Genomic DNA, 19,597 nt, shown 5'->3' with positions numbered 1-19,597 from the left:
TCAGTCCTCACCACGTGATCCGCGACGATGTGCGCACGAGCAGGATGAGGACTGGTCCGCCGATGAGGGCCGTCATGATGCCGAGCTGGAGCTCCGCCGGCCAGACGAGGATCCGGCCCGCCACGTCGGATAGCAGGACGAGTGTGGGGGCGAGCAGCAGGGCGTAGGGGAGGATCCATCGTTGGTCTGGGCCGGTGATCCTCCGCACTGCGTGCGGGATCATGAGGCCGACGAATGCGATCGGTCCAGCGGCCGCGGTGGATGCGCCGCACAGCAGGACAACTGCGATGAAGCCGAAGGATCTGATCACCCCGACGCGGACGCCCACCGATTTGGCGACGTCGTCTCCGAGTGCCAGCGCGTTGAGCGCACGCGCGCAGAGCATGGATAGGATCACGCCCGCAACTATGAACGGCAGCACCGTCCGCAGGGTGCCGTCAGGGCGGTCTGTGATGGATCCGACACCCCAGAACCGCATGCGATCGAAGGTCCTCGGGTCGACGAGCGTAAGGAGCGTGGCGGAACCGAGGAAGACTGCGCTCAGTGCCATGCCGACCAGGGTGAGCCGGACCGGGGTGATGCCACCGCGCGAGCGGGCCGCGATCGCGTAGACGAGGATCGCGGCGACTGCCGCTCCTCCGAACGCCCACCAGACGTAGTCGGCGATCCGCACCAACCCGAATGCTGTGACGCCGATGGCCACGGAGAGCGCGGCACCACCGTTCACGCCGAGCAGTCCAGGATCGGCGAGCGGATTGCGCGTGAGCGCCTGCATCAGTGCGCCGGCGATACCGAGGGCGACTCCGACGGCGATACCGAGCAGGGTGCGTGGAACGCGCACGCCGGTCACCGTGATCTGGGACACCGACCCGTCCGGTGTGAACAGTGCGGACAACACGGTGTTGGGAGAGAGCAGGGCGGAGCCGACCGCGACGCTCAATAGTGCAGCGAGGATAAGGAGGAAGGTCGAGATGAACAGCCCCACACCGCGAACAGTCGCCGATCGGACGGTGGGAGGGCTGAGCTGAGTCTGCGTGGTCATGCTGTAACTGTTGTGGCGTGTTCGCCGCCGGCATGCAGCACCACGCAGGTGACGCCCCAGCCCAGTTCATGCGTACTCGTGGCTGTCCATCCTGCGCGTGCCGCCAGATCGATCAGGCGCGTCGCGGTGCGGGGTGGGGTGCCGGTGATCGCCATCTGCAGCAGCTGATGCTCTGCCGCGTGCGGATCCAGCAGATCCGCCTTCGTCGGCTCGATCAGGAGGAGTTCGGGCATGGACAGCGCCGCGAGGTAGTCCAGCGCTTCCTCGTCCGTTCGGTGAGTGAGGGCGCGCGCGTGAATCTGCGAGTCCGCATCGGTGTCGATGACGCGGACCGACATGGCGCGGTCGGCACCGTGCAATGCTCTTCGCACCACCTCGGCCCCCGGTCCGTGGACGGACAAGGTGCTATCGCGTGACCAAGGCGCTGCTTCAAGCAGCGCCGGCATCAGGTAGGTCAGACCCTCCGCATGCTCGGACAGCTCGTCACGCATCAGCTCATCGGTGGCGGCGAGTTGGGCCATCGAACTGCCGTACTCGCGTCGCCAGGCCGAGTCGTCCGCGCGGATCGCGGCGTCGAGGTTCCGGAGCGAAATTAGCTGATCGGCTTCCGGTCCGTCGAACCGCTCACGATCGTGCTCGTTCGCGCACAAGTCTGCCCCCAGCTCGGTCAGGTGGAGGGGCTGGGTGAGGTCCTTTCCTTCCGACGCGGCTTGCTGCCTTACCAGTCCGTGCGCAGCGAGCACCGCGATGATCGTGTCCAGCGAGCCAGCACGCACCTGTAGTTGTTTCGCCAGCTCGTGCGTGGTGCATTCGCGCTTGTCGAGTGCATCGATCACACCCAGGCGCAGGGCGGCGCGGATGGTGAACCAGACGGTGGGGGAGGGCACCGGCTCGCACCGCGTCGCTTCGTCGCGGGCGACGTTTTGAATCGTTGAAGGTGCATTGGTGCGTGCATGCCAGTAACCGGTGATGTCCTGGTGCGACTTGGGAATTCGATGTACTCGGCTCAGCGCCCGGCGCAACGGGAGCAGTGCGCGCGATTCTGCCGCAGCCCAAACATACGGAGAACCGGCAAAGGCTTCGTCGTCGAGCAAAGTGACCGCTCTGCCCACCGCGTCGGCATCGCCGGGTTCAGCGAGCACCCATTCGAGGCGATCGCCTGCCCGGAGCGCGAGCTCCTGTCGTGCCGCGTCGTCGCCCACCAAGACAACGGCATGGACTGGGACTGCAACCGGGCGCTCCTCGAAGAATCGTCCGATGGCGGGCAGCGCTGTCTCGTCACCGATCAGCACGACGCGGTCCGTGTTGTCCGGGATCACGCTCGATGACTTCGGGCCGACGAACCACACCTCGTCCCCGGGGCGTGCCGCGCGCGCCCAGGCTTCGGCGGGGCCGGCATCGTGGTTGTCGGCATGCAGGACGAAGTCAAGGTCGAGTTCGTCCTCGCGCACATGCCGGAGCGTGTAGTCCCGGCCCGCGCGCGTCTCCGATACGGTCCACTCGATCCCGTGGGGGAGCTGGTGGGGCAGCACGTCATCGACCGGACCCTCTGTTGCAAAAAGCAGCTTCACATGGTCGTCGAACATCGGGCTCGCGAACCGGGGATGGCACATGCCTTCACGTTCGAAAGCACCCAGCTGCTCACCGCCGAGCGTGATGCGGCACATCCGAGGCGTCACCTCGCTGGTCCGCACCACGCTTAGCCGGCGCAGCACCAGAGGGTGGGCGACGAAAGATCGCGGGCTCACCGATAGCTCCTCATGCGTGCCTCTGGGCCTTTCACTTTTGGAACTGCTGCTGGATGAGGTCCAGCAGCGACATCGACTCATCGAAATCCGCACGCTGGGACCAGTACGGGAACTGATACGACTGATCGTTCTGGAAGGCAGGCAGTGCCGCGTACACCGGGTTCTGGCGAAGGGTGTCGAGGTCGACGGTCTCCGCGTTGAAACCAAAGACGAAGAGGGATTCCTGGGTGAGTAGCTGGCCGGCCTGCTCGGTCGAGATCTCGAAGGAGTCCCCGCCAGGAGTGTAGGGATCGAAGTGTCCGGTGGCGAACAGACCCGCAGGACGGAAGCCGAGGTCGGTGAACATCTTCGGCAGGCCACGATCCTCGATGAGAACGAAGGGGCGCTGATCGGCTGTGAAGCTCAGGAAAACGGATTCGCCAGCTGGTGGGCTTATCGAATCGCGCACCTCCGCCATCTTCGCGTCGTAGGTGGCCAAGGCGTCTGCGTACACCTGCGGTTTGCCGAAGACGTCTTCGGCAAGGAACTCGTACTGTTGCTGCCATTCCGTCAAGGCGCCTGGGACGATGACGGTGGGTGCGATGGCGGACAGCTGGTCGTACGCCTTGGTAGCAAGCATGAGCGGATACCCCAAGCCTCCCGCCACGATTAGGTCGGGTTTCAGCGCCAGGATGGCTTCGAGGTCGAAGCCCTCGGGGCTCCAGGACACGAACTCGGTGCCCGCGGACTCAGCCTCGTCCGCCCAGAACTCGGAGAAGGTCGCCTCGGTGTTGGTAGCCTCCGCGGTCAGCGCTGTCACCGGTACGTCAAGGTCGTAGAGATAGCCCGCGAGGGCATAGTTCAACAGCACCACGCGCTGAGGGTCGGTCGGAATCGTGAGCTCGCCCTGATCGGTTGTAAGGGCGCGCGTGGTGGAGGAGGCGCTCTCACTCGTCCCGGTATCGGCCGGGGTGGATGACGGCGCTGCGCAGCCGGTGAGGAACAGGCTGGCCGCCAGGGCGAAAGCGGAAAACGCCGTGAATGAAGCAAAGCGCGAGAGCATGTATGCCACCTAAGGTCGGGCGACGTTTGGCGCCGCTAGGAATATGAACCCTGGTAAGGGTAGGCTTAGTTATGGGCGTCTGTGATCCGGAGGCGACATGGATCTGTGACCGGTGCGACATCGGTGACAGGCGACGTCAGGACAGGTGCGCAACGTGAACGACTCGACCGTGCGGTTGCAGCACCTCGAACCGAAGCATGTGATCCGATTTCTCGGCCATCCGACCCATGCGCACGACGTTCCGCATCTGATTTACGTCGCCGTGGGTATTGCGCACCTCACCGTGGACGAAGTCTCCATGACGCTCCGGGCGCAGGAGTCAGTCTGGCTAGCCGCTGGAGTTCCCCACGCTGCGAGATACGGAGAGGGAAGCCTAGTGCTCGGCCCCTTCCTCGATGCGGAACACGGACCGCCTGTGCCCGTGTTGAAGCTTGGGGTTGTACCCGCGGTCAGCACACTCATGATGACGATCCTGGGCGTGGCGCCCCAGACGCGCGACCAGGTGATTCCGTTGCGAGAGGCACTCGGGCGCACACTGCAGGGACTCGTCGCCTCGCACTTCGTCCTCGTGCTGCCGCGACACCCAACGGCGGCGCGGATCGCCCGCGCGGCCGCTGCGTCCGGGCGCACACTCGCCGAGCTGGCCACGGCGGAGCAAATCAGTGTGCGCCAGATTCAACGGGTTTTTCTCGAGGAGACGGGTCTATCTTTCCAGCGCTGGCGTTCGTTGGCGCGGCTGAACATAGCGATCGCACGCCTCCGGGGCAGTGAGCCGCTGGCCCAGGTAGCGCGCGGGAGCGGCTATCTCACACGTTCCGGCCTGATGAAGGCGCTTGAGCGTGAGTTGTCAGAGGCTGATCTACAGAGTGTTCTCGGCCGCTCGACCACGTAGGCGGCGTGAGTGGCCTGAGACATATCCGATCGGTTGCCGCCTCGCGGCGGGAACAGGACAAGTCGCAAACCAGGCACGCACCACGCCGCTAGTATCAATCGGCTTGCGGAGTGTCGCTGTGGTCGGTCGACACGGCTATGGGCGTAAATTCACCCCCCGGCAAGTCCGGTGCATTCGGACGGCCGGGCCTTGAAAGCGCTGGGAGCGTCAACCGGCTCTGCACGGTGAGTCTTCTCTAAGCGCCCGAGTATCAAGACGCAAACCATCTCGTCGGCAGTCGAGACCAACGGAGCGGCGCGGGCCTCGAAAAGTGTGCATGCAGAATCGAGATCGCGGTTTTTGGCAGGAAGGACACCTCGACGTTTCTCGGAGGACGCACCTGCCATCACCACCTCAGTCGCAGATCAATCCACCGTCGTTTCTGCCATCGCAGGTAACGGCGAGCAAGTGCGACCCGGATCGACGAGCGCGTGCTAGTGCATCCTGTCCCTTTCATCCTCAACGCCAAATTTGTTTGAACGAGATTTTCACGAGGCAACACTAGTCCTAGTACGCAAGATGCTACTGATGCACGATGGCCTCGCGGATGTAGATAACCATCCGGTGTTTGTGTCGAACTACCCATGGAAGTTCGGGCGTCTGTAGCGGCTTTCAAGTGCCGCTATTCGACCGGTTTCTGACACCCGCTGCGTACATAGAGAGAATCCTCGCCGAAGACCCGGAGCTATCGCTAGGCTGTCACTAATCGTACTGTGCTGTATTGCTGATGTGCATACCAGGCTCGGTCAACGCGGGCGCAGAGTACCAACGGAAGAGTTGGGAATCACGCCCAGTGCAGCGTGGCCACCATACTCAAAGACTCGCTTCGAGACCGGGCGTAGAGAGAGCGCCGGTCATATTGCTCCCTACTTAGTGCCGTTGCGAGACCGCTGAACGGCAGCATCAACAATGACAGCCAACTCATCGATACTCGTAAGATTCACCCTTTCGCCGTCAAGGAATAGGGTGGGTGTTCCACCAACTCCCAGTTCCGAACCGTCGGCCATATCGCTTTCGATCAGGGCAGACGTGCTCGCGCTCGCAAAGTCCGAACGGAACCTATCGACGTCCAAGCCCAGATCCAGGGCGTATCCCTCGAAGATCTCCTCCGCCTGGTCGGCGGTCAGATCGGACCAGACCTCCTGCCCTTCAAATAGGGACTTGTACATGTCTCGGAACTCACCTTGTGCCCGCGCGGCTTCGGCGGCTTTAGCCGCGCTCAGAGCGTTTGGGTGAATCTCACTTAGGGGGAAGTTCCTGATAACCACGCTCAGATCATCCGGGTAAGTCTGCGCCATCTCCAGCATCTCTTCGGAGACCATTTCACAAGGAGGACACTGGTAATCAGCGAATTCCACGAGCGTTACGGGAGCATCAATCGACGGACTCAACGTCGCCGGACTGTCACCGAACAGGGCTATCTCATTGATCCGCTCGTTGCCGTCAGTACTGGTCAGCTCTGCGTCAGAGTTTGATGACGAGCACGAAACCAGAAAGGTCAAGCTCAGGATTGTTGCAGCGATTGTCAATTTGTGTCTTGAGTTCATCATGTAATTTTCCATCTATCCACAGGGAGGGTGTTGCTGTCTTTGGGGAGAAAGTCAACTTTGCAGGCGATCTTCAAGATGACGGAGCGATGTTCGAATTTCAGACCTACTACCCAAGTATGGTCGGCCGCAATCGCCGATAGGCAAATTGTGCGTCGCTGCAAGGGGCCCACGAAGGGCAGCGTTAACGCGGAGATTGCGCCTGTTTAGACGTGGCATAAACCAGCTTGGTCTGCGGCGGCCGCTGATTGCCACGTGACGACGTCATCTCAATGGTGCAGAACAGGTGTGAAGGGCAAGTGCGGGAGCATATTTCTAACTCCTTTTGAATCCTAGTACGGGCTAAGAACCCAACAGTGCCGGGGTGGATCGAGTCAGCAACATTTTAGTCGGCGGCGCTCACGGAGCGCAGGAAGTCCCGAAGCTGGCTGATCACGCCGGGTAGATCCTCATGCTGATACCCGGCTAGCTGGTGAGCGAGCCATGCATTGCATACTACAGCGGCCCCGAAAAAGTCGAGAACTTCGATATTGGCCGACGAGACAGCATGCGGTCCTCCGAGTAGTTCCGTGGCAATCTCGTATGCTCGTCGGTTTGTTTCATCAGATGCTGCAGGTGTCTGACCAACGACAGTGTCAAGGATTATGTTGGCTGCTCGAAGCGCTGGGTCCGGCATAACGGGATATGGATAGGTCATGTGCCTTCCTTTCTCATCGTGTACGACAACGACTGTTGCAAATGAGGGCCAGGCTACGGTGCCTGACGCGTGCCCGACAGACCACTCTTCCGCAAAGTGCCGCACTAACGAACAGATCCGCCCCATGCTCCATGAAACAGAGAAACCGTGGAATCTAACTCGTCAAAAACCAGTCAGATCCCACGGCGGTGTCAGACTCCCCAGAACTGACACCTGTTCTCAATAACCCTACGAAAGCTACTGAGAAGCACTCGAAGTTCCCCCAGTAACGCCTCTAGCTTACACGGAATGGCCGACTCTTATGGTCACATTCCATGCTCGGGCACCATGCTCCCCGAAGAAGAAACGTTCCAATAGGAGAACCTGATGAGAGAAGATGACGTTTAACGCCCCGGCTTGATGCCTCGGTCTTGGCCACCGAGACGCAATACAACGCTCGCCAACACCCTACCTGAGTTCGGGTCGACAGCGTAGAGCGTTGAACTGGTCTCATTCGCAGACGATTGGCCTTTTCTGATCCAGCCGGTTTGGAACGAGTTCACGCCCTCACCATTGAAGCGGATTTGACCGTTTGAGTCCGTCGAGAGTTCTCGGTCGCGACGTTGACCGTCCTGGTTCGCCACTGCCGTGTTCTCATCGTAGGACTCGTCATCCACCAGGAAGAATGGACCGTTGTCTGACTCCAAGTAGAAACGTACTGGCTCATTTACGACTGGATTTCCCGAAGAGTCCCGCATATTGAACACGATACCCTGCGCGATCCAACCATCGCTGGCACGCTCATCGATCCATGGTCCGCCCTCAAGAACGAAAGGGTTTTCCGGTTCTTCCTGTGAGGCAGAAGCTAAGGGTGCTACCGCCACTACGGATATAACCGGAATCGACCATGCAATTCCAGTGAGAACTTGGCGCCGCTTCGGGCGATTCGGTCCTAATGGCTCTGCTTCATGAGATCCCAATGGGTGCTCTTTCTATAGTTAGCGAGTTGCGCTGCAGGCCGGAAGGCCGAACACGACAACGGTGCAGCGCATGCCTGCCTTGTTGTTGTAGTAGTTGGTGTCGATGAGTGCCGTGTCGGGGTCGCTCAGCTCAAGCGAGTACTGCGAGAACGCCGAGACCTCAACGGTTGAAAGCAGGAACTTCTTGGACTGACCCGGCAGGAGAGGCTCATAGAGGATGACAGTCGCGTCGTAGCCAGAGCCGGCGAGAGCGATGTTCCAATCTTCATTCAACTGCTGGTCACCGAACAGACCCACGCTTAGCGCCTTGTTGGAGTGGAACTTGAACTGTGTTCCCGCAGGAATGGTCGTGTTGCCATCGTTCTGCACGACGAACCCGCGGTCACCGACGCCTGTAGACGTGGAAACTGCAATCTCAGGGCGTGGGGTGGCAGCCTGAGCTGCCGTAGCACCCGCAAAAACAACGGACAGAGCCATGAGGCCAGTAACGAATCCGCCAACAACCTTACTTGTCTTAGACATAAGTACTCCTCTTTCGATAGTGCACAACGACTGCCTCTTGCATTCGCTGTGTGATTAAACACTAGGTGCGCTGGAACTGCTAGAAGTGCTTGAATACGTCATTTGAGTGCCTGTTATTGGCCGCAGAGTAATGAACGGCTGCCGGATGAGTAGTCCACGCGGATGTGTCACGAGCTCGGCTGGGGCAAGCGGCGTCGAGCAAGGACTTAAACGCATGTCTCAAACCCCGGTTCTTCTCGCTCGTAGGGCCTTGCGTGCGGCGGGGCTTCGAGACTCTGGGGGTCCTCCTAAGTCCTACGGTGAAGACTCAAATAGGTACGCTGGGGGGCTTCTTGTGCAGAGCTGTGCGATCTACGAATACCCCTGTCACACTGTGTTGCAGTCCTCATCGAAGGATGAGGGCCTTGGGCCTAAACCACTCAAGCCCTCTCCACCGTGATTAGTTGTCCTATCGGGGCTAGCGATGCTCTGCTTAATCGATTCTGCCTGCAACCTTTAAGGATTGTGGTACTCGTCGATTTGGGGAGCTGGGCGCTCCGCGTATGTGAGAAGCGTTTTGATCTCGACACGAGAACGGATACCTAGAGCTCTGAAGGCGCGGTACAGGTTGTTCTCAACAGTCCGAACTGTGAGTCCGAGTCGATCAGAAATCTCACGATTCGTCAGGCCTGCGGAAGCCAGATGAGCGATTTCCACCTGCCGCGGTGGGAGCCTTTGTCGCAATAGATTAAGTGAATCCATCTCGGGATCTTCAGCACTACCTAAGGTGCGCGAATCAATTTCTGCGATTCTGTTGCGCATTAGGTCGAAATTGGCTGTTTTGGCGACACCGCCTGCCAGCGAGCAATAGCCACAAAGAGCCATCGTCTCCAGCAGGGTCTGGGGAAATATCCTCGCTCTCGACGATTCCCGAGCCTGTTCGGTCAGCAGCTTGCCTGCTTCACTGATGTACACGGTATCTCTTACAGATTCAGGCAAGGAATCACGGACCCATGGGATTTCGCGACAAATTTCAACGGCGTGCTTCAGGGCATCCACAGCACCACCGTCGGAGAGTAGGTGCTGGACAAACGATGAGATGAGACCTGAGAATGTTGAATCGGTGCTCACCGATGACAGGGCTGTAAGCGCCTCCTCGTTAGTCATTTCACCATCGACTGTCTCGATGAATATTTCGCAGATTTGATACAGATCAGGGGGCTCTGGCCTGCACACTTGAGCTTCGCATTCCCGACGCGAGCACTCGAGCACTGTGCGTGCCTCGGACACGCGCAACTTTGCGAGCAGGATAAGAATCTGCAAGGACCGGAATCGGAGTCCCGTGTGCGTTCCGGAGAGTCGAGAACGCAGGACCAGGGAGCCGACTCTCCTGAGTGCACTGTGTGAACGTCCGCGCAAGACCTCGATCGATGCCATTAGATACTCGAGATCGGGTTGAAGCGCATGAGTCGATGTATATTTGGTTAATTTAAGCGCGCGCTGCGCACTATTGAAGGATTCATCGAACCTGCCAGTAAAGAAATACTCCTTTGCCTGGCGATAAATCGTATATCCATCCGCCACGACCTCATCGTTTGGTTCCGAGTCGAGGGTGCTTTTCACGGCCGACACTCGAGGTGCTTCGAAATTGCTCGAATCCAACCAGTTTGACAGAAGCTCAGAATGAACGTCTATGTTCTCTGGATTTAACCCTTTGGCCAGTCGACTGGCGGTTGTTTTCATCCCCACGGCTCGACATGATGCAGCGATGCAATAAGAAATTTGTTGACTTAGTGCTTCTTTCGAATCATCGCCCTGACCGTAGACGGACACGATTCTTTCGCATAGACTGGCGAGAATTGAGAATTCCCCTTGGATGTACATCTCGCGGACCCCATCCTCTAGAACAGTGTTCGGGAGCCTCAGTCCGACTTTCAAAGAGAGTTGAACAAGCTGGGCAGCCATGGTCGCTGTCACTATGGAACTCTCGAGACCAGTACGGACTGCGCCGACTTGACGAACGACATTGCTGAGCCCTGCCACTGTCCTTCGCTCGAACTCGCAGGGGAACCGCAATATTCCGTGTTCGTCGGCCCGAACCCATCCTGTAGTGAGTAGCTGCTCGACAGCAGCAGCGCCGTGGGCTTCAATCGCGGTCACCACTGGAGCCTCCCGGAGATACGCAATCAGGCTCAAAGCGTGACGCGCCTGCTCATTTAGGCTGTCTAGTGCCCACTGGACCGTCTGGCTTGCAGGATGGAAACCGCTCATTTCAATTATGTGCGAAGCTGTAGACCCCAAAACTAGTAGACCCTGATCCACGAGGGACGTGACCAGGTCGTCTACGTACTGCAGACGCCCTTGAGTATTGAGGTGAACATGTTCTAGGGAGGTCGGTGCCAACACGAGGTTGTGTTTTTCCGAAAGATGCGCCTCCATGTCCCGCATGGATATTCTGCCGAGGTTGATGGAGAGTAAATCCTCGAATGTGCCTAAAATGCCATTCTTTTGTCGGCAAATGTGGATCGGATAGACGCCTGCTTCTCTAAAAGCTTCCAGCTTCACGCGAGTGCCATGATCGAGAACATCGATGTTCTCAAAAAGAATGGGTATTCGTGCGTCGTTACTAATTGCGGCAACTGTGCCGCGAATGCCTTCGAGCAGGCCCTTGTACGGGGGCTCAACTTGCACCGACACCCTGCTCAGCGTTTGGAAGCCTTGGATGTGCAACGCTCCTCTCGTATCTGGCTGAATATGCAGATACGTGGGCTTTTTGACGGTACTGCTTTCTCCAGATATCGCTGAAGCAATTTTAACTGCTATGCGGTGCCTTCCCGTGCCCCTGTCCCCATAGACTCTGACCCCTGTCGAAAGCCTAGCGCGACGGACTATCTCTTGCTCTAGAGTAGGGCCATTTTGCATTGCTTCACGCCCAGCGCGGGACTCTCTTGTCATTTGCCGATCATCCGTGTTGGCTTCGGAGCGAGCGGGTTCCGTGTGTGTGGTTCTGTGGAGCCGTAGTCAGCAGTGCTAAGGTCCAGCTGTGTGAAGATGCGTCGGTTGAATTACGCAGTTGTAGGGCCATTCTTTTTCTCTGTTTCTTCAACGATGTCGGAAAGTGAAGATTAGACTGACCCGCCTGGCCGTATTCACAGGCGGGTCAGCTTGAGCACCAGCCCGCTAGTGCTGGTGCTCAACCTCGGGGAATTCCCCCGAATTCTCCGAGGTTGTTGGGGAAGCGTATTTTCCGTCTGGAAAGCTAGATCCTGTTTAATTACCGCGAGGGTGTTTCTGACCCATCGGTTGCGAGTAGCTGTGCGTGCAGAGGTTGCTCCAATGGTGACGAAGGGATTCCGCCTCGAGTTCGCAGTGTCTTACTCGTCTTGATTTTCATACTATGGGCCACTGCCACTGAAGAGTGCCAAGCGCTCCACTGAGAGTAGGAGTGCCTGTTCGAGTGAGTAGTGCCACCCGGGGAATTCGATACTTGCTAGGTGTTTGTTGGTTCGAGTGGCATGTTGCGTCTTAGCGTGTGTGCTGAGTCTGCGCGAGTGTCTGCGTGCGGCGAAGTGTAGGATGCGTCGCACTAAGTGGAGTGGAATCCACTTCAATTCAGCATCGTCCATAACTGCCCGCACGGGAGCACCATTTATCGTGATTCTTGGAGTGGGCCGCACTGTGGGGAGTATGGTTCACCTGTCGATTTCGTGGGTGCGTCAGAATTCTTCTGGCGTTCAAAAGCTTGAGTGCTCTGGCTATTGCTTCATCGCTGACGAGTGGGGTTCGGTTGCTGCTGCCTGGGGCAGCGCTGGCTTGCCAGCGGGCGACCTGGCTCACATGCGTGGCAGACCTGAACGATCGTTCAAGTTAAACGTAGCGTGGCTGGGCTGCGGGTTCAAGTCTGAGAACGTAGAGAACAAGGAGCGAGACAGTGGGTACTGGGGTCACAGCGCGTCGTATCCAGGTCGCGGAGAGCCCTAAGGTCAGCTGATGGTCCAGCGTCTTAAGACGGGGTGCGCCTGTTGCCAGGCGCTTGGGTCCTTAGCAGGGGCGAGCGCCTCCACCCGCTCGAACATGACACCATGAGGGTTGTAGTTCCGGTCTGCCTTCGCGGCGCTTTGGGACCTGGTGTCGCGGTCTCCGCACCATCGGGGGTGCGTGCAAGCAAACGTCCCGATCTTTCCCTCGTCGCTCTCGCGCGACGACATTGCCACGCTCGCTACGCAACGTTCCGAGGCAGGAGTGCTTGCCAGTCTCCCCTGAGCCTTAGCGCTTGGTAAGAACAAGGGGCGTCCGATGATTCCGCCATGCTAGCGGCGCCAAGTCAAGTGTCGAGCGCATGGTTGCGCTGTTTTCTGGATGGATTACCACGGCTGCCGGCTGGGCACCGCGCGCATGGGGGTCAGGGCCAAGTTCTCGCCATCATCATGCGTCTGCAATGCCCGGACGGTTGGAACTAGATACTGGTCCCGAGTAGGGCAGAAGCTAAATCAGCCATTCTACTCCTGTGTGAAGCGGCGTCACCGGCAAATCCCACGAGCATGTAGAGATTGGCCACAGACGCTAGGGCAACGAGAGTTTCACCCAGCTGACGCGGTGGGACGGACGGTTGCCACAGGCCAGCGTTGACCCCGGTCAGAATGATCTCTTCGTACAGGTCTACCTGCCAGTCCACGGCGGCCTGATGCTCCCTAACTGCCTCGGGAGAGCGGCGTATGTGACTCAACTGTTCGAAGAGTATTCGCAGCCTGCCGTCAATCTCGTCTGGAATGCTCCGGTCGATGGTCGCTCGCAACTGTCCGGCTGGGTCTCTGGAAGTTTTGTTGATGCTGACGTTGCTCGCGACGAGGTTCTCCAGGACTGACTCCATCGTGGCGCGCATTAAAGAGTCAATGTCACCGAAATGGTAGATGACCGAAGCCGGACTTACTCCAGCTTCTTGAGCGACTTTTCTGGCACTGAGGCCAGTCGAATCTTCTGCCTTGAGAATTCGGTGCGCAGCCTCGATAATCTCGTTCCGACGCTTGCTGCCTCGCATGGGCCTTTACCAATCGTGGGTGCGTCGCGGACTCATAAATTGGTGCGACTGACGTAGAACGGGACGCTCGATTCTACCAGGTGGGTCAGGAGAGTTGAACACCCGTTCCGTCGTAGTGCCCAGCGCAACGGGGGCGTTGGTTTAGTTGTGGCTCCACACCGTGAGGCCGCACTTACCGCAACCGTTGGTCGATTCCGCGGACATTGCCAACCCGGTCGAGCAATCTGGCAGTTGTTGGGCACGAGAATGTTGGCTCGTTGTCAGGATGTAGGTGGGCAGGTATTCTGAAGCTGTGCAGAGGCGGCAGCGATTTCGGGAACACCGGCTGGGTTATGGCCGCGGGGTCATCGACGCGCAGTCGTGCCGCATCAGGTCTCTGCAGGCACGGCCGGGGGGAAGTTCTTCTCCCTAGTCAACCTGCCACCCTTTTGTAGACCTCCTATTGTCGAACGCCGACTATCTGACTTCTGGCCAGCTCGGCAGCGCGCTGAACCTGCGCGACCTCACCGATCCCGTTCAGGGCGGGCACGCCATCCAGGCTCTTCTTTCTTCCGCCGTGGGTGCACTGCAGCCCGAGTGCGGGTCCTCCCTCCGCTACGTTCGTCACTCGCCAGTCGTGCCCGTGCGTGAGAACTACGACCGCTTGGGGTGCGGCCCTGACGATGTCACCCGCGCCCGTCGGTTTACCCGGTACGTCAGCCCCACCGTGATGCTCCGCAGTCACACCAGCGCCGAGCTCCCCACTGCCCTCGAGGACTACGCGGGACGACGCGGCATCGATGAGCTGATCGTTGCCCCTGGCCTCGTCTACCGTCGCGACGTCGTCGATCGTAGTCACGTGGGCGAGCCGCACCAGGTTGATCTCTGGCGCATCCGCAGTACTCCAGGCATGGGCGACTGCGACATGGTTGCGATGATCGTCCGCGTGGTTGAGGCGGTGCTCCGTGGGGCCGAGTGGAAGGCGACTGATATCTCGCACCCCTACACGGTGGGCGGCAGGCAGATCGATGTCCTCCACGAGGGTGTGAGTGGCTTGAGCTTGCTGAGTGCGGTCGCATCCATCCCGAGGTGCTGCACGGTTCAGGGCTCTATCTGGAGCAGTGGTCCGGCCTCGCTCTCCGCACGGGACTGGAGCGCGCCTTGATGCTGCGCAAGGGCATCCCCGACATTCGCTACCTACGGGCACAGAACCCGAGTATCGCTGCGCAGATGCTTAATCTGGACCCGTGGCAGCACGTCTCACTGCTGCCAGCTTCCCGGCGCGACATTTCGGTGGTCGTGGCGGAAGAAGAGGTTTCGGAGACCCTGGGTGACCGCATCCGTATCGCCCTCGGTGGAGACGCCGACGTCATCGAGTCCTTGGAGGTGCTCAGCCGCACCACACACGCCGATCTGCCCGAGGCGGCGCGCTCACGGCTCGGCACGCGGGACGGCCTGGCCAACCTCCTGGTGCGGATTGTGCTGCGCCCCTTCTACCGCACACTCACCTCGATTCAGACCAACGCGATACGCAATGTCCTATATCGGGCCGTCCATGCGGGGCCGGTGCTGGAACTGATCTGAGATCGACATGGCGTCACGTCTGCACTTCAATGCGCTGCTCGCACCCGAAGGACGCCGCCTACCGGTCGAACGCTGCGAGACCGGGCCGATCGCGCACGTGGCCGAAGGAATGGGCATCTCTCGCGCGACCGCCTCGAAGTGGGCCAACCGATACTGGCGGTTCGGAGAACTGGGTCTGCTGGACCGCTCGTCTTCTCCGATTCGGCTGCGATCCGCGACGCCTGGCCAGCTCGTGAAGCACATCGAGTCGATGCGGTGCGAGCACAAATGGCCAGCTTCCCGAATCACCTTCGAGTTCAACCACGTCGAGACGCCGGTCACCAGATGTACTACAAGTCGGCCACTCGCTCAGCTGGGGCTGAACACACGAAAGTCCATCACCCCGAACGGCGAGACGAGCCGGCGACCGCAACGCGCCTCCGCGGGGCGCCCGGGTCGCATGGTGCATCTCGACGTGCAGAAGGTCGAACGCTCTCCCGACGGGGGTGGGCAGCGTGTACACGGCAACGGCAGCGGCGACGCCAGAGCCGCTGCCCGCACGAGGGCCCACGGAGTAGTGACCGGATGTGGCTACTTGCACTCGGCCACCGACGGATACTCCCGACTCGCGCACACCGAAGCTCTGTCAGATGGGAAAGCCGTCACAACCGTCGCGTTCCTCGGCCGCGCGAAAGCTTGGTTCGCATCCCATGGCATCACCCGGATCGAGCGAGTCGTGACACATGACGGCTCATCCTGCCGGGCCACCACTTTTCGCGGAGTGGTCGGCTCAAACCGTCATCAGCGAATTGGGCCCCGCACTCCGAGGCAGAAGGGCGAATTCGAGCGCTGTACCTGATCCTTGCAGAGGAGTTCCTCTACGACCGCACCTGGCGTTCAGAAGCCGAACGTGCCGCCGCACTCAAGATCTGGAACCAGTACTACAACTGCCACCGACCACGCGGCGTGGTCGTCGGACAGCCACCCGCATCCGTGGCACCATCACGTGTCAGCAGCGTCATGGCTACCCACAGTTAGATTCTCATGCTTCTCCGCGCGGACACCGTCATTGCGTGCTCCGCCGCGCAGGTGACCACGAGAACCTACATCTACAAGACAAACGTAGCTGGTCCCCTGTAAGCGATCCTTTGCGGCGGTCACTGGTGAGATCCGCTCGGATCTCGATCACCACTGGCGTCCTTTGACGTCGTCCACCTTCGTCGAAGGTCGGATCGGCACGAGGCAATCGATCTCACCTTCGCGCCGGTAGGACTCGATGTGCGGTCGCTCCGGGTCGTGATCCGCAACCTCAAAGAGCGCGGAGAAGGCGGCTTCGATCTGGCCATAGACTCCCGGGACCTCCCCACGGAGGCGCAGTCGGAGGTAGTCCCCTCCCGGAATGATTGATTCGTCTAGACCCAAGGCGTTGTCCGCGTCTCGATCGAGCCGAGCGGTGGCGAGACGGTACGTGGCGCTCCCTTCAAAGACCAGGCCCATCATTCTTCGCCCCCGAAGCGAGTCAAAGACACCTTCAAACTCTGGCCACGCTGCTTGCACCTCGTCGAGTTCGAGGCTGACATCTCGACTCAGTGCAGATCTATCCTCCGACGTGACAACATCAATACGGCCGAGCTCATGCATCGTTGGGTAGGTCGTCATGGTGTCGTGTTTAGCATTTTTCCTGCCCGCTCCGCAGCTCTGACCGATGGCGACTCTTCGTGCACCGAAACTCCCAACCGAAACGCGATTGTCGCGGTCGTTTTCGGCAGCTCGCTCTAAGTTCGGACCCACGGACCGCCCCAACCGGTCATTATCGGTCCGTTGCGGAATTCTCTACAAGTGCGAGTCGTCCGCATGTCAACGCATCTGACGCGGGCGCGTCGTAAATGCAGAGCCTCTTGCAAGAGGCGCGGCCTCAGCCGCGTTCTAGGGCGTGTTGCTCAAGGCTGATTCGCGGCTCGCGGGTGATGTTTGACGTGTGTCCCGTACTGAGATCTCTGATGATGTCTGGGCTGTCATCGGCCCGCTGTTCCCTCCCGCGAAGGCGACGGGGCGTCCGCCCGTAGATCGGCGGGTTGTGGTGGAAGCGACTGCGTGGCGATACCGTACCGGAGCCCCCTGGCGGGATGTGCCCGATCGTTTCGGGAACTGGAACACGATCTACAAGAACTTCAGCCGGTGGGCAGAGCGGGGCGTTTGGGCGCGGGTACTGGAGAAGGTGCAGTCGATCGCTCACCAACGCGGCGAGCTGGATTGGGTGGCGTCGATCGACTCGACAATCGTGCGCGTGCACCAGCACGGTGCCACGCTTCCGCGCGCCACAGGGGGATCCATCGAACTACAAGAAGTTCGGTGACGAGCCGCCGGACCACGCGATCGGCCGCTCCCGCGGCGGGTTGACGACCAAGAACCACCTGGTCTGCGACGGCAGAGGCCGTGCCCTCGCATTCGTGCTAACCCCTGGCCAGGCATCCGACACAAGAATGCTGATCGACACGCTCTCCGAGATCCGCGTCTACGGACGCACCGGCAGGCCGCGGTCGCGACCGGAGCGGATCCTCGCCGACAAGGGTTACCCGTCAAAGGCGAACCGAGCTTGGCTGCGCGAGCGAGGCATAGCAGCGACGATCCCCGAACGCGACGACCAGATCACCCGCCGCCGCAAGAAGCCTGGCCGCCCCATCGACTTCGGCGTTCAACAGAAACAGCGCTACCGCGGCCGCAATGTTGTGGAACGCTGCTTCAATAAGCTCAAGCAGTGGCGCGGGATCGCGACGCGCTCAGACAAGCTCGCCCTGAACTACCACGCGGCCCTGTGCCTCGCAGCAGTCTTCCAATGGGTCAGAGACGGACCCTAGGAAAGCGTCTTAGCGAGGTGGACTAGCGAGTAGCTGCCCGCCGGTGTGCGCTCCGTCTCGGCGTAGCCGTTGCGCTCGTACAGCCGAAGGTTGGCCGCAGAGTTTTCGCCGGTGAAGAGGCGCATCTGTTCGGCATTTGGGAACAGTGCTTCAGCTTCACTGAGCAGAAAGCTGCCGATGCCCTCGCCCTGGCGATCGGGCACCACCGTGAGCCGACCCAGCTCCACGACAGCGCCGAGGCGACGGAGACGCACCGCCCCAACGAGGCGACCGAGTTCACGGACACCGAGCGCGGTCCCATCCGGGTCGGCCAACTCGCCACGCAGCGCTTCAAAACTCTGGGTAAGCGGCGGCAAGTTGAAATCGTGGTGCGCCTGAGCCTCGGTGACGTAAGCCGCACGCTGAAGCGTCATGATCTCACCAGCGTCGGCAACACCCAACACGGTGGCCGCGTAGGCGTGTTTCTTCGACCCACCGGGTGCGTTGTCGTACTCCATGCCGCAAAGCCTACTGTCGCACCTGATCACTCACGACTTCGACGTTTAGCAACACGACCTAGCGCGGACGGCTACTCGCCGAACAATCTCGACGACCTCGACGACTGCTGACCAGGCGCGTGAGTGGGTCGAAGCAGCGAGCCACCCACATGTCGGGCACGCCCGCAACTATGGCGCTATCGTTGAGCTCCGCGAGCAAGAAGAGTGTTCGTTCCGTCCCTACGTCTATTCTCGGTCGCTTGACTCTGGCAAGGCCGGCTTCATTCAGCGGGTGCACTCCGGGTGCGTCCCGGGGCGGACCCAAGGGGCGTCGATGTGCACTGTGCGAATTCTCGATGGAAGGTCATTACCGATCCGACGAATCTCTACCTCTAGACCGACTTTCCCGAACCGCAACAACGACCGCTCACCGATGTGGTTGTTTGGCTCCCGAGAGCGGACGAGGCAGAGCGGCGAGAGTCCGACCGCTCGTCGGCGCTGTGCGCTCCCGTCGAGATGGGAGCGTCGGCGTCAACTATATTCTTGACGATGTCCTTGTGCTCGGAGGATCCGGACACGCAGCCGCCGCACGAGAACTGGGCGCCGAAGAACTCATGACCTGCGGGTGCAACCACTGCCAACGACCGTCCCGGATGAGTGTGCAGTGCTCAGCGGCAGGTTGAATTCACCGGTCAGGTCACAGAGTCTCGGTGGCCTTGAGCTGTACTACGCGAGGTGCGGTCGAGGGAGCACTCGCATGCAGAGCTTCGCCATGTTGGTGTCGAGCCATGTCAGCTCGCCTGGTGCGGGGCTGCGTCTGCGGAGGGCAGCGTGGAGGTTGAGGGCGGCCTGGGTATCGACCGGCACCAAGTGCTCTCTCTCGCCCAGGCGGATCCCGAGCTTGCCGAGCCCGGTGTACGAGCTGTCAGCGCGCGGAGCCGTAGCTCGGACGGTGCAGGGGATGCTCCCCGTGGCGTCCGCCTGGACGGCGATGTGCACAGTCACGGGAGGGACGGCTTCGCGGAGGGGGCGAACGCGCCGTGCTCTCCTGATGTTGCTGCGCACTCGCACAGCCTAGGAGCCGACTTTCCCTCATCGTGGGCATCGCCTGCGGGGTTCCTGATTCGTGCGTTCTCCGCGCGGTTCCGGCGTGGTTGCGGGCAATAGCTACTAGAGGGTGACACGGGAAGCGTGCCCCGCCAGTAGGAAGAGGCAG

General features: G+C 60.2%; 12 protein-coding genes and 4 pseudogenes. 4 read left to right on the top strand and 12 right to left on the bottom strand.

The genetic code is table 11. The annotated features are described in order from the left end of the window. Positions 1-7: 7 nt before the first annotated feature. Genes C5E05_RS05915 through C5E05_RS05905 form a run of 3 tightly spaced genes read right to left on the bottom strand, consistent with a single transcriptional unit; the run spans position 8 to position 3,832 of the window. Complete coding sequence (locus tag C5E05_RS05915; protein WP_104341393.1) at positions 8-1,042, bottom strand: iron ABC transporter permease; 1,035 nt, start codon at positions 1,040-1,042, stop codon at positions 8-10. After that, positions 1,039-2,790: a siderophore-interacting protein gene (locus tag C5E05_RS05910; RefSeq protein WP_181059409.1), complete on the bottom strand. Its 1,752-nt coding sequence runs from the start codon at positions 2,788-2,790 to the stop codon at positions 1,039-1,041. Before C5E05_RS05910 ends, C5E05_RS05915 begins: the two co-directional genes overlap by 4 nt. 31 nt (positions 2,791-2,821) lie before the next feature. Next, entirely contained in the window at positions 2,822-3,832 is a 1,011-nt protein-coding gene (locus tag C5E05_RS05905; RefSeq protein ID WP_104341391.1) for an ABC transporter substrate-binding protein, read from the bottom strand. A 154-nt stretch (positions 3,833-3,986) separates the two neighbouring features. On the opposite strand from C5E05_RS05905, the gene C5E05_RS05900 reads away from it, so the two are divergent. Then, positions 3,987-4,724 carry an AraC family transcriptional regulator gene (locus C5E05_RS05900; RefSeq protein ID WP_219819491.1) on the top strand — a complete coding sequence of 246 codons (738 nt, stop codon included), beginning with the start codon at positions 3,987-3,989 and terminating at the stop codon, positions 4,722-4,724. Between the two features lie 905 nt (positions 4,725-5,629). Here C5E05_RS05900 and C5E05_RS05895 read toward each other — a convergent pair. The 6 genes and pseudogenes from C5E05_RS05895 to C5E05_RS20695 all read right to left on the bottom strand — a co-directional run. Further along, entirely contained in the window at positions 5,630-6,313 is a 684-nt protein-coding gene (locus tag C5E05_RS05895) for a DsbA family protein (protein WP_181059407.1), read from the bottom strand. A gap of 382 nt (positions 6,314-6,695) precedes the next feature. Continuing rightward, on the bottom strand, positions 6,696-7,007 hold the full coding sequence (locus C5E05_RS19775) for a hypothetical protein (protein WP_146081047.1): 312 nt from the start codon (positions 7,005-7,007) through the stop codon (positions 6,696-6,698). A 977-nt stretch (positions 7,008-7,984) separates the two neighbouring features. Next, a complete protein-coding gene (locus C5E05_RS05890; RefSeq protein ID WP_146081046.1) occupies positions 7,985-8,488 on the bottom strand; it encodes a hypothetical protein in 504 nt (167 codons plus the stop codon). Between the two features lie 495 nt (positions 8,489-8,983). Then, complete coding sequence (locus C5E05_RS05885; RefSeq protein ID WP_258064778.1) at positions 8,984-11,164, bottom strand: helix-turn-helix transcriptional regulator; 2,181 nt, start codon at positions 11,162-11,164, stop codon at positions 8,984-8,986. A gap of 1,759 nt (positions 11,165-12,923) precedes the next feature. Then, positions 12,924-13,349 (bottom strand): hypothetical protein, encoded by a 426-nt coding sequence (locus C5E05_RS05880; RefSeq protein ID WP_258064777.1) that lies wholly within the window; start codon positions 13,347-13,349, stop codon positions 12,924-12,926. Positions 13,350-13,352: 3 nt separating this feature from the next. Next, positions 13,353-13,505: pseudogene (locus C5E05_RS20695) on the bottom strand (TetR family transcriptional regulator); the annotation flags it as partial. A gap of 709 nt (positions 13,506-14,214) precedes the next feature. Between C5E05_RS20695 and C5E05_RS05875 the strand changes: the two are divergent. Both C5E05_RS05875 and C5E05_RS05870 read left to right on the top strand, forming a co-directional pair. Then, positions 14,215-15,068: pseudogene (locus C5E05_RS05875) on the top strand (hypothetical protein). Between the two features lie 7 nt (positions 15,069-15,075). Beyond that, positions 15,076-16,085 (top strand): annotated as a pseudogene (locus tag C5E05_RS05870) (integrase core domain-containing protein). A gap of 147 nt (positions 16,086-16,232) precedes the next feature. Here the strand turns inward: C5E05_RS05870 and C5E05_RS05865 are convergent. Next, positions 16,233-16,706, bottom strand: a complete 474-nt coding sequence (locus C5E05_RS05865; RefSeq protein ID WP_104341386.1) for a GyrI-like domain-containing protein — start codon at positions 16,704-16,706, stop codon at positions 16,233-16,235. Positions 16,707-17,025: 319 nt separating this feature from the next. Here C5E05_RS05865 and C5E05_RS05860 point away from each other — a divergent pair. Further along, positions 17,026-17,905 (top strand): annotated as a pseudogene (locus C5E05_RS05860) (IS5 family transposase). On the opposite strand, the gene C5E05_RS05855 reads toward C5E05_RS05860, so the two are convergent. Together C5E05_RS05855 and C5E05_RS05850 are read right to left on the bottom strand one after the other, a co-directional pair. Beyond that, complete coding sequence (locus C5E05_RS05855; RefSeq protein WP_104341472.1) at positions 17,902-18,402, bottom strand: GNAT family N-acetyltransferase; 501 nt, start codon at positions 18,400-18,402, stop codon at positions 17,902-17,904. The pseudogene C5E05_RS05860 and the gene C5E05_RS05855 overlap by 4 nt on opposite strands. Positions 18,403-19,107: 705 nt before the next feature. Next, on the bottom strand, positions 19,108-19,386 hold the full coding sequence (locus C5E05_RS05850; RefSeq protein WP_104341385.1) for a hypothetical protein: 279 nt from the start codon (positions 19,384-19,386) through the stop codon (positions 19,108-19,110). Positions 19,387-19,597: the final 211 nt, after the last annotated feature.

This window comes from Pseudoclavibacter sp. AY1H1, from assembly GCF_002931055.1.
Classification (GTDB): Bacteria; Actinomycetota; Actinomycetes; order Actinomycetales; family Microbacteriaceae; genus Pseudoclavibacter.
This window is presented reverse-complemented; position numbering and strand designations above follow the sequence as displayed.